The organism is Mucilaginibacter gilvus (genome assembly GCF_004054195.1).
Taxonomy (GTDB): Bacteria; Bacteroidota; Bacteroidia; order Sphingobacteriales; family Sphingobacteriaceae; genus Mucilaginibacter; species Mucilaginibacter gilvus.
On record NZ_SBIW01000001.1, the window covers coordinates 612,564 to 624,517 of the forward strand.

The window sequence follows — 11,954 nt, forward strand, 5'->3', positions numbered from 1 at the left end:
ACCAAATATCAACGCGGTACCCTAAAACGGATGTAAAGCAAGCGCCGGCCAACCGAAACGTTTATGAAAAGACACTTACTTATATTATTCTGCCTCGCGGCATCCATTTGCCTGCCAAAACCCGCGCTGTTTGCACAGGCAAACCTTACCGGGCCTATACAATACGGCAAGCCATTTAAAAATGTACCCGACAGGCGCGACGTATCCATTTACCAGGTAAACATGCGCACATTTGGCAAAAACGGCGACTTTAAAGGTGTTACCGAACGTTTAGATTCGATAAAAGCGCTTGGCGTGAACGTAATTTACCTGATGCCCATTTACCCGGTCGGGGTATTTAAGGCGGTTAACTCGCCTTACTGCATTCGGGATTACGCGGCAATCAACAAAGAATTTGGCACCCTAAACGATCTTCGCCAACTGGTAGATGGCGCGCACAGTCGTAACTTGGCGGTGATCCTGGATTGGGTAGGCAACCATACCTCGTTCGACCATGTGTGGATCAAAAACAAAAGTTGGTACGTGCAGGATAGTACAGGTAACATTATCAGCCCACCGAATATGGGCTGGCGCGACGTAGCACAGCTGAACTTTAAGAACCAGGATATGCGCCGGGCCATGATCAGCGATATGAAATATTGGGTACTCGCGGCCAACGTGGACGGCTTTCGCTGCGATTACGCCGACGGTCCACCTTTCGATTTTTGGAAGGAGGCGCTTGATACCCTGAAACTTATTCCCAACCACAAACTGCTGCTGCTATCCGAAGGCGGCCGGAACGATCATTATAAAGCCGGTTTCGATTATAACTTCGGGTTTAACTTCTTCGGCAATTTAAAAGCGATATATGAGCACAACCGCTCGGTGCTATCTATTGACAGCCTCAACGCAACTGATTATAAAAGCACCGCGGAGGGCCAGCAAATGGTGCGGTACATTACCAACCATGATGTTAACGGATCGGACGGAACGCCGCTGGAACTGTTCGGTGGCCAAAAAGGTTCGATGGCGGCTTTTGTGGTGGTTGCTTACATGAAAAGTGTACCCATGATATACAACGGCCAGGAAGTAGGCACGCCTTACCGCTTACTATTCCCGTTTACCACCAAAAAAATAGACTGGACCCTAAACCCCGATGTAACCGCCGAGTATAAAAAAATAATAGGATTTAGAAACAGCAGCATTGCCATCCGCAGGGGTGCTTTAACTTCGTACAGCAACGCGGATGTTTGTGCTTTTACCAAAGAGGATGGTAAAGAGAAGGCATTTGTGATGAGTAATTTACGCAACAAAGCGGTAACCTATACCCTACCGGCAAGCGTAACCAAAAGTAGCTGGAAGGATGCTTTTACAGGTGCAAAAACTGATTTGGGCAGTACTATTGTGCTGCAGCCGTACTCCTATTTTGTATTAAAGAATTAGGATTATTAGCTCAGATCCGGAACTTCCTTAACCGCTTTTATCAGCATAATCTTCTCTTCAAACTCATCATTGGGTACAAAGGAGCGGTTCTTCACTTTGGTTTTGTAAGTGTAGATAGTGTTAACGGAGTAGTTGAGGATCTTGGCGATGGTTTCGTTCTCGTCTATCCCAAGGCGGATAAGGGCGAAGATGCGCAGCTCAGTATTCAGCAAGTGGTCTTCCTGGAAACGAACGCGGTGATCGGCATCAAACAGCGCGTTAAAATCATCAATAAAATTGGGGAAGATGTTGAGAAACACCTTATCAAAACTGTGGTAAAGGTTCTCGCGCTCAAAGTTGGTGTTTAGCCTGTTCAGCACCAGCATTACTTCTTCGTATCGCTTTTCCTTCAGGTTTTTGTCGATACTGCGTTTCAGGCGGTCTATTTTTTCAATATAGTCGGAGTGGATATTAAAAAAGTACCCGATGTACTCGTCCTTAATAATATTCGCCTCATCCAGTTTGGTATTGATGCGCGAGAGCGAGCGGTTGGTGGTATCCAGTACCTTGTTCACCTTAGTGAGCGAGTCATTGGCCACATTCAGGTCCTGGTTTTTGTTGACGATCACCTGGTCGGCAATTCTCAGTTTCTTTAGCTGCCTTGCGGTGATAAAACTGAATATAATTACGACTACAATAAGCGAGGTGATGATGGACGCGTATATGGTGAGCGATCTCTTTTGCTTTTCAATCCCGTTTATCTTTTCTGCCTGGATGATGGGCATAATACTGCTGATCTGTGCTTCTCGGTGTCTTGCCCCGTAAAAATTGGCATCATCGATAGAGCTGTTGATGTAAGTGAACGCCGTTTTGGCATCGCCCTGCTGGTAGTAATATTCGGCAAGGTTTGTTAGCGCTACTGCTTCTTTGGTGGAGTGCGTGTTATCTATAATGGCCGCCTTCATCAAATTAGTTAATGATAGCTCCGGCTTGTTCATCTCCTTGTAGATATAGCTTAAACAGCTATAATTAATGGCGCTATCCTGGTACGATTGCGGGATGCGCATAATTTTGGTGTAGGGCTCCAGCGCAGCCTGGTATTGCCCCGTGCGCAACGCCTTTAAGCCAACTGCCGACAAATTTTCATAGGTATCGGGCTTGGTACTGTTGATGATAGAATCGCAATACCTCAAGCCTACTGTGCTGTATTTTTGGTAATAGTCGTTTATTTTATCATAATCACCGAGGTCGAAATGGCTGCGGGCCTGCAGAAACAGGTATTCGTAGCGTTGGCTTTCGCTTAGTTTTTTGGGGTCCACTTTATTCAGGGTATCCAGCCCTTCTTTAAACATGCCGGCAGATACCAGCACAAAGCCCATGTTCACCTTGGCGTAGTTTACCTTTTCGGGGTCGTTCAGCAGGTGGGCAACGTTATTCAGCTTTTGGCAATACACATAAGCAGAATCGTGTACGAAGGATTTGTAGGCATTAAACAGTTTTTGATAATTGCTGTAACGTGCCGCTAAGGATGAGTAGTTGGCTGCAAGTTCTTTTTTGAGATGCTGAATATCTCGCAGCTTGGCCCGTTCGTACTTTGCTTTGTTTTCGATGGCCTGGTTCAATACTTTTTGCAGACTGTCGATATCACCGGCAGCTCTTGCAGGAATCGACAACAACGCAGCAGCTATAAAACACAACAAAGAAAATAATAAGATAAGCTTATGCTGATATGCCCCCAAGAGACTTTCCTTCCTTTCTGTACGCTGCATCTTTTTTTGCTGTAGCATCAAAGTTAGTTAAATCTTACGGAGATATTTACGCGGCCGCGCAACGATTTAAAAATTGCAGAAATGGTTGGCGAACTATAATAAATTATAGCCTCCCAACCATTAAAGTATAGTAGAGATGTGTTTTGTTAATAACGAAGCTCGGCACCCAGCAGGTTTTTTGATGCTGCTTTGATGATTACTTTTTGTGGTGTATTCCCCGCCCGGATAATTACCTGGCAATAACCGCTAAATAAATTCCGCTTCCAGTTACCATCCATTTTGTCGGCTTCGTGGCTGCTGGGGTCGCCGTTCCCAACCCCAATGATGCTCGCTCCTTCGCAGGAAAACTCGATCAGGTTGGCTGCATCAGGCACTTCCAGCCCGTTTTTGTCCAGCACACTTACGTTCACTACAACCGCGTCGCGTCCATCGGCAAGCAACACATTTTTAGATGGGGACAGCTTAATTTTATATGGTTCCCCCGTAGTTTTTACCTGGCTGCTTATCTTTTTGCCGTTGCGGGTGGCCACTGCCTTTAAAGTGCCCGGCTGATAGGTTACATCCCATTCGAGGTGACTGTTGCGGGCCATTGCTTTTTTGCCGAGACTTTTACCGTTTAAAAACAGTTCTACATCGTCGGCATTAGAGTTTACCCATACGTTCACTTTTTGTCCCTCTTTACCCTTCCAGTTCCAGTGCGGCGAAACGTGCAGCACATCCTCGTCCTTCCACCACGATTCGTAATAGTAATAAAGATTTTTGGGGAAGCCACAAACATCCATCAAGCCAAAATGCGAGTTTATATTTGGCCATTTAAAAGGAGTTGGCTCGCCGCGATAATCGAAACCCGTCCATACAAAACCACCGAGCCAATAGTTATTTTTAGCGGCAAGCGGCCACCATTCTTCTGCCTTGCTGGCCCACCATGGGGCGGTGATATCCTCATCGGGCAGGTAGCCCGTTACGGTGTCTTTTACGTAAATACCCCTTGTGGTAAGCGTACTACCCATTTCGGTGCCGATGATGGGTTGAGTTGGATGATCTTTATGATAACCCGCTACCGCGAATTGCCTGTAGTTAAAGCCTCTCACCGGGATCACTTCGTTAACGCCTGTGTATACATTGGCCAAATCGGCCGCGTAAGTGCTGGTACGGGTTGGGTCGAGCTGAACTTGTTTGGCCAGTAAGGTTTGTGCTATGCGCTTGCCAAAGCTGTTGGTTTGCGCATAGCCTTCCTCGTTACCAATCGACCATAGGAACACGCTCGGGTGGTTGCGGTCGCGTTTTAACAATCTTTCAAACTGATCCAGATACTCCGGCGAACTATTGAGCAAACGCTGCTCATCCAGTACCAGCATGCCCAGGCTATCGCAAGCATCCAGCAATTCGGGCGTGGGCGCATGGTGGCTGGTTCGATAAGCGTTGGATCCCATTTGCTTGAGCAAACTGATGCGGTAATATTGCAAATAATCGGGCAGTGCCGAACCCAGGCCTGCATGGTCCTGATGATTATTGGTGCCTTTTATTTTGATGAACTTACCGTTTAAAAATACGCCGTCGGCCTTTATTTCAACCGTACGCACGCCGAAACGGATATCGCGACTATCAACCTGTTTGCCCTCCACCGTTACAATGGGTTTTATGTGATATAAATAAGGCTGCTCTATCGACCAGAGATCAACGTTGCTTAAAGTAAGCTGCTGCTTCATAAACTGGCTGCCCGATTGCGCTATCGTGAATTGCTGCGGGTGTGTTTTGCCAACAAATTTGCCGTTACTGTTGGTAACTTCGGCATAAAAACTGCACGTGGTTGGTTTTAGTCCCTGGCTTTGTACGGTAGCCTCTACGGTAATATTTGCTGTGCTGCCGGTTACCACGGCATGCACAAATACATCATCGGCAATGCTTAGGTTATCGTAGGTGCTGAGCCATACGTTGCGGTAAATGCCGGCACCTTCATAAAACCAGCCTTCGGCCTGGGTGGCGTCGGCACGTACTACAATTACGTTTGGTGTTTTAAAGCTAACGTAGTCGGTAATATCGCGGGTGAAGCCTACGTAACCGCTCTCGTTTCCGCCCAAATAAAAACCATTCACCCAAACCTTGGCATCGCGAAAGATGCCGTCGAAAGTAATACTGAAACGCTTCCCCGAATCGGCTGCGGCAACCGTGAATTTTTTACGGTACCAGCCAATGCTGTTCTGCGGAAAAAGCCCGCCAACGGGTCGGTAGCCGTGGTCTTTCAGGTTCTCGTTATCTTTATTTACAAAGGGAAGCTCAACCGCCCAATCGTGTGGTAGTTGTACGTTGCGCCAGGCAGAGTCGTTAAATTTTGTGGCGATAGCTGTGTTTTCCGCTTTCCCCGATTTGGAGAAGATGACCGCCAGCCCATAGTTGGCATCTTTAGTTACATCGGCGGCATTGCCTAATTGAAATTTCCAGTCATCGTTAAATGATTCGCGTTTACGCCCAGTATTTTGCTGCGCGAAAGATGTGGTAAGGATGCAAAAAGTGCCTAAGCACCCTAAAATGCAGCGTGATAAAAAATTCATTAATTGGTTTTAGTGGTTGTTTCTAAGCGTACTTCGCCGAGTTGAACGGAAAATTTATGTTGGAACAGGCCGGGAATGGTCACCTGTAGTTTTTCTATTTTATGGATTTGCAAACCTGCATCACCGGGCGACCTAAAGCTAAATGCCTGGAAACCGGGATAAGGGCGTGGCAGCAATACCATCTCATCTTTTTTGAGCGAGCTTAACGGCACCGTGATCTCTTTTAACTGTTTATCAATTTTCACGGTAGCGCTATAGGCATTGGCATCTTCGTCCACCAGGGTAACTTTAAGGTCCATCACCGTATCCGCCCCGGCGGTTATCAATATTGATCTATACCCCTGCAAATCGGACTTATGTGCCATCAGCGCGGGTTTTACAAAAACTTCCATCCCGCCCGCCTTGGCGCCAAACATATGTTTAAGGTCGAGCACTTTTTTGCCTTGCTGCCCGGTGATGTAATCGTACGTATCGCTCTTCCATTCGGGCGAGTAGATGGTAGCGGTTTCGCGGTTGGCGGTTGGTTCGTAAAGTTGCAGGCCACTGTTTGGGGCCAATGCCGAAAACCCGTTTTGCATTTTTGCAGGGGCAATAACAGCATTATCTTGCGGTGCAGGCGCGTAAAACTCGTTCATCCGCAGGTTACCTACTTTTATATCAGCAGCGAATGCGCTGGACGCAAGACCTTTCTTTTTGAGCAGGTAAACGCCTGGTTTTACCGTGATAGCTCTGCCGTTTGCAGTAGCCGAAGTGCCTGGTACATTAACCTGCACGAAGCTAAATTCCTCACCCAAATCACCCAGACTTATTTCCATCTGTCCCTGTGTGTAAACAATAGCGGTCACCTTTTTATCCAGAGAGGTCCGCTCAAAAGGGTCCCGGAGCCTAACAGCATCGGGCATTATTTCCAAACGCCACACACCTGGCGAAACGCGGTCGATGAAATAAGCGCCGCTGCCTGTATAATTTACAACCGGAGAAGAACCAACCCCGGCTACATGCATTAAGGCTTTTGCCTGTACCGGCACTGAAGATGTACTGTTAGAATAGTAAAATTCCGCCGGCGAGTTCATTTCGCTGAGCTGTTGCTTATAGCTTACACGGAAGGCCGCGAAAACGGTATCCGCCGGGTAAGTTCCGTACGATTTATACATCGGTACCTGCCTGAAAACCTTACCCGCTATCAGCAGGCTGATGGCCTTTGAAGGTGTGTAGGCCAAATTCAAATAATGTGTTTGGTATTCGGTATTGGCATAGGCGGTTGCCATAGGGTCGTATGCAAACTGCGTGGCCCACTGGAAGCCTGCCGTTTTAAAACTCCGCGCCATTGCCGGGTACATATAAGGCTGCAACACATCGCCCGATTCAAACTCGTAAACCATGCGCGGTTTATTTTTAAACGCCGGGATAGTATCGAAAGGGATATGGTAATGATCTACTTGCGGTAACAGGTTGCCCAACTGCTCATGCCCGGATACCAGCCCGGTCGGGTACCATTGAAAGCTGAAACCGTTGGCTGTAGAGGCTGCCACCGCATCTGCATACCAGGGCGACTCGCTGATATTGTAGAATACGGGCTTTGTCCAACCGGTACTTTTGATGGCCGCCATCATGCGGTTAATGTAACTTGTGGCCAGTGTTTTTGGCCCGCTGTGGTGCGGCTCGTTGTTTATTTCGGTAGCAATAACAAAGCGGTCTGCCCCGTATGTTTTATGGGTGTAGGGGTTTACGTGCTTAAAAAATTGCAGCAGGTAACGCTCCTGCGCTTCAAAAGCTTTTGGGTTAACGAGGGCTTTGTCCTTTCCATAAACATCAGAGAAACTACCGGTATGCTCATCTTTGTCCGGATAGCCGTTACCCCAGAAAGCTATAGGCGTAATAATGGTACGGATACCACGCTCCTCCAGTTTGGCAAGCAGGTAATCAAACAGACGTAAGTGTTCGTTATTTTTAAGGTTCCCCAGCGAATCGCTGATCTCGGTATCCCAAACATGCACCCGAAAGGCTGTTACGCCAAGCCGGGCCAAATGATAAACATCCGCATTTATCGCTTTCTCCAGATCTACACCCAGGGTTTTATGCGAGCGGTAGCCGTATGCAAAAGGTACCGTATAATTCACGCCGAAAAAGCTTGCCTCGCTATCGTCCGTTTGCAAGCGGATAACGCCCTTGGCATCGATATAAATTTCGTTCGCCTTGTTTTTAGGCACACCTGTTTGCGCGCGGCCAACAGTGGCCGCGCCAAGCAGGTAAAAGCAGGTTACAATTATTAAAGCCTTAAATCTCATCAACCGTTTATATGTAATACAAGAATTTATAAAGCGTTCCGATGGAACGCTACTGCATCATTTAATTTTTTCTACCCATAATGTATCCCGCTGGGATAACGGTATGCTTCCATCGTTCCATCGGAACAGTTTATAGGTAGAAATAAGCAAAGTATCCATTTTTACGTTCCATCGGAACGTTTTATGTTAGTTGAAATGCTAAAAATACAATGCCCAAAAAACCGCGGGTACTTACTGTATTAAAAATGCATCCATTGCGACGGTTGGTTTACCGGTGGCATCAAAAGCACCCAACTGGTAACCTTGCCAACCGTTATAAGCCTGTGGTTCCCAATAGAAAACGCCCAGCCCCTTGCCACCTGCAAGGCTGTTGTTTTTGGTAATAATATCGGTTAAAAATGCTTTGGCTGCCGTAGCTTCGGCAACGGGCATCCCTACCTCGGCCAGCATTACTTCTTTACCATAGCGGGTTGCCATATCGTTCATATTGGTGAGGCATTGTGCGTTTAGGGTTTGCCAATTGGCTGCCGTTGGGTAAAGCGACATGCCGATAACATCCCAATTAGCACCGTTTGCCTTCAGCCCGTCAAATATAAAGCGGAACAGGCCATTATCATACCCGTTAGAAACGTGTACCATGACTTTGCTGGTATTGCTTACGCTCTTAACGGCGGCATAACCGACTTGTACCAAATCGGCATAATTTTTCATGTTAACAGATGCCTTACCTTCTTCCCAAAGCATCCCGTTATTGGTTTCGTTACCAACCTGCACCCACTCGGGCGTAATGCCCTTGTCTTTCAGGGCGTTCATTATGCTCAGGGTGTAAGTGCCTACAGATGCTTTCAACGCGGTAATATCCTGCCCAACCCAGGCGGCAGGTTTTGCTTGGTGACCCGGGTCTGCCCAAATATCGCTGTAATGCAGATCGAGCAAAATACGGAACCCGGCGTTCTTTGCACGCTGTGCTTTGGCTACCACATCGGCCGTATTGCACCAGCCATCGGTTGGGTTAACCCATGCCCGCAGGCGAATGGAGTTGATGCCCTTATCCTTCAAGATCTGGAACAGGTCCTGCTGGGTGCCGGCGCTGTTATAAAATTTGATGCCGCCGGCTTCCATCTGGCTTACCCAGCTTACGTCGGCTCCTTTTGCATAATTGGCAGCAAGCGCCGAGTCCGGGAAATCCGGCGCGGTAATATCTTTGGTGCAGCCCGCAAAAAGGGCGGTGGTTATGATGCTAATTCCTATAAATAGTTTCTTCATTACTTAGTTTTTGGTGATGGAGTACGAGTAATTGCCCGGGTTTGATAAATTTAACACAACGGTGTAGTTACCATCCGCAGGCACGGTGATATCAGCGCCGTTCAGTTTCAGGAAACCGTTTGCAGGTGCATTATCGCCATAATTGATGTCCCAGCTGTCGTTCGCGCGGAATTTTATTTTTTTACCCCCAACAAGGTTAGTGGTTATCTTCCACTCTTGCGTGGCAGAACTGAAAGTCATATCCGTATCGTTATCCCAGCCACCCGGTGTGCTATCGCCAATAATACCGAACGATGTTTTGGTGGCGCTCCAGGTACTGTTATTTACGTTAGCCTTTAACAGGTAATAGCCTTTAGATGGTACAAATAAATTCCCGCTTGCACCGGCAGCAAATGTACCGCTGACATAGCTATCGGTGTTGGTGCTGCTTGCCCAGCCGTAGTTCACTTTCCACTCCACATCTTCGGTGTATTTGAAAGCAAAGTCGGTAGCGTTGTTAAAATCCACATAACCTTCGTATACCTTATCGTCTTTTACCGATGCCACTTTTGGCGCGGTAGCCGGGGCCCAGCCCTGGTAAGCACCGGGAACAAATAGGCCCGGGTAAACAATAATAATGGGGTAAGTAGTTACCGTAAGGTTTAAAACATTACTGTAAAGCGTGTTTACGCCGGGGCGCAGTTCTGCTTTAACCCTTACTTCCAGGCCGGAAGCTGTACCTGCCGAGTAACCCATTAATGCCAGGGCGTTGTTAAGATCGGCAACGTTAAATTTTTGCGCGCTGGCCGCTGCGTCTATCGGAAACTCCTTCGGCGAGGCAAAATTATTGCCTGCCTTATCTAATTGCAGGGTGTATTGCACCGCCGCGTTGTAGCTGTAATCGGCCTTGTTCCAGTTGAAAGCCACGGCTTCGGTGGTTGCCTTATCACTGCTGAGCACCAGCGTGCTCGCGGTAGCGGTAAGTGCCGGCGCTGTTCCGTCTGACGATTTAACCAGTATATCGTCCCGTTTGCAGCCGCTGATGACAATCAGCAGTGCCAGCCCGCCAAATAATGCCTTTGATATATTCTTTTTCATCTTTTATGATCTGTAAATATTAATAACCTGCGTTTTGTACAAGATTAGGGTTGGCTATGATATCTGTTGACGGCAACGGATAAAGCACACGGAAGGCCTCAACGCCTTTACCGGCCTTGGCACCACCCTTCCACGGCCACAGGTAATTATCACCGGTGAACCTGCCGTAACGGATCAGGTCCGAACGGCGGAAGCCTTCCCAATACAATTCGCGGCCACGCTCATCCAAAACGTCGTTTAGGGTATAGCTGGTTATGTTGCCGCTGGCATTACCATAAGCACGGGCGCGCAACAAGTTCAGGTAGGTAATAGCCTGCCCTTCTGCACCTGTACCGCCGCGTTTTACAGCCTCGGCATAAACCAGGTACATCTCCGCAAGGCGAAACAACGGGAAATCGGTTGACGCATATACGCCATTTGCAGATGCGGGGATAGCACCCGTAGATGTGATGTTTTTGAATTTAGTTACAGCCAGCCCATCGGTGTAAACCGTAATGTCGTTCATTTCGATATTGCCGGGGGCGAACATGGCGCGTTTATCGGTAGCGCCGCTATAATCGGCAAATAGCAGGGGTAAGTTTTTTGTTGCACGCATCCCGCTCCAGCCACCGTTTGGCACGCCGAAGGTTTTTGGGTCGAGCGCCGCGCTGATAGCTGCGTTTATTAGGTAAGTAGTGCCACCATACGTTTGTGAGTTTACACCATCGTAGTTAAGCGCCAGTATGGTTTCGGGGTTGTTTACGTTGTTGTCCCCCAGGAAAAGGTTAGCATACTTGGGGTTTAAAGTATAACCCGAACTGATCACTTTTTGCGCGGCGGTAATCGCCTCGGTGTAACGTGCCTGGCCGGTGTATACTTCGGCGTTGAGGTAAAGCCTTGCCAGCAATGCATTGGCGGCGGCTTTATCGGCACGGCCATACTCATTTTGCTTTGCATCAACCAATAAGGGTTCAATAGCTTTCAGTTCCGATTCGATATAGGTGAACAAATCGGCACGTTTTATCTGCGAGGGGATAAATTTACCAATCGGGTCGTTCTCGGTCACAAATGGCGGGTTGCCAAACAGATCCAGCAACACCCAATACTCGTAGGCCCGTAAAAAACGTGCCTCGGCCTGGTAGTGGCGAATGTTATCCGCTTCTGAGCCAGTGATATTGCGACTGCTCAGTTTTGCCTCTGCGGATTCGCGGATGAACTCGTTACACGCCGTAATGTGGTACATGCTGCGGCTATACAAGCCACGGATCATGATGTTAGTGGATGTCCAGTTCATCACATGGAAATCCTGCAAACCGGGGTCGTTCCAAACAATGGCCGCCTCGTCTGTCGTTAGTTCCTGCAGGTTCCAAAACAAGCGTAAAAAATCTGACGAACCCTGGTCTATACCCGCTACATCTCCTACAGTTGCATCGGGGCCTCCGTTGCCGGTTAGGGCAAAGCCGCCGTACATTTTGGCTAACACCTGCTTGTAGCCCGCGGGGGTATTGTAAGCCAAATCCGCGGTAATGGCGTTGGTTGGCGTCCGGTTAAGGTCCTTTTTGCACCCGGCCGATAAGATGATCAGCACGGATAAGCCTATTATATAATTAAATTTTTTCATG

The 11,954-nt window shown here is 48.0% G+C and carries 7 protein-coding genes; 1 reads left to right on the forward strand and 6 read right to left on the reverse strand.

Translation table 11 applies throughout. From position 1 onward, the window contains the following. Window positions 1-63 precede the first annotated feature (63 nt). A complete protein-coding gene (locus EPL05_RS02870) occupies window positions 64-1,422 on the forward strand; it encodes an alpha-amylase family glycosyl hydrolase (protein WP_128531992.1) in 1,359 nt (452 codons plus the stop codon). Window positions 1,423-1,427: 5 nt separating this feature from the next. On the opposite strand, the gene EPL05_RS02875 is transcribed toward EPL05_RS02870, so the two are convergent. The 6 genes from EPL05_RS02875 to EPL05_RS02900 form a co-directional block, all read right to left on the reverse strand. Continuing rightward, window positions 1,428-3,188 carry a DUF6377 domain-containing protein gene (locus tag EPL05_RS02875; RefSeq protein ID WP_128531993.1) on the reverse strand — a complete coding sequence of 587 codons (1,761 nt, stop codon included), beginning with the start codon at window positions 3,186-3,188 and terminating at the stop codon, window positions 1,428-1,430. Between the two features lie 128 nt (window positions 3,189-3,316). Beyond that, on the reverse strand, window positions 3,317-5,722 hold the full coding sequence (gene galA / locus EPL05_RS02880; RefSeq protein WP_128531994.1) for a beta-galactosidase GalA: 2,406 nt from the start codon (window positions 5,720-5,722) through the stop codon (window positions 3,317-3,319). Beyond that, window positions 5,722-8,010 carry a membrane or secreted protein gene (locus EPL05_RS02885; RefSeq protein WP_128531995.1) on the reverse strand — a complete coding sequence of 763 codons (2,289 nt, stop codon included), beginning with the start codon at window positions 8,008-8,010 and terminating at the stop codon, window positions 5,722-5,724. Before EPL05_RS02885 ends, galA begins: the two co-directional genes overlap by 1 nt. Window positions 8,011-8,241: 231 nt before the next feature. Beyond that, window positions 8,242-9,276, reverse strand: a complete 1,035-nt coding sequence (locus tag EPL05_RS02890) for a glycoside hydrolase family 53 protein (RefSeq protein WP_128531996.1) — start codon at window positions 9,274-9,276, stop codon at window positions 8,242-8,244. Between the two features lie 3 nt (window positions 9,277-9,279). Beyond that, window positions 9,280-10,353: a SusE domain-containing protein gene (locus EPL05_RS02895; protein WP_128531997.1), complete on the reverse strand. Its 1,074-nt coding sequence runs from the start codon at window positions 10,351-10,353 to the stop codon at window positions 9,280-9,282. Between the two features lie 19 nt (window positions 10,354-10,372). After that, the gene (locus EPL05_RS02900) at window positions 10,373-11,953 is read right to left on the reverse strand and encodes a RagB/SusD family nutrient uptake outer membrane protein (protein ID WP_128531998.1); all 1,581 of its coding nucleotides are present in this window, start codon (window positions 11,951-11,953) and stop codon (window positions 10,373-10,375) included. Window position 11,954 lies beyond the last annotated feature (1 nt).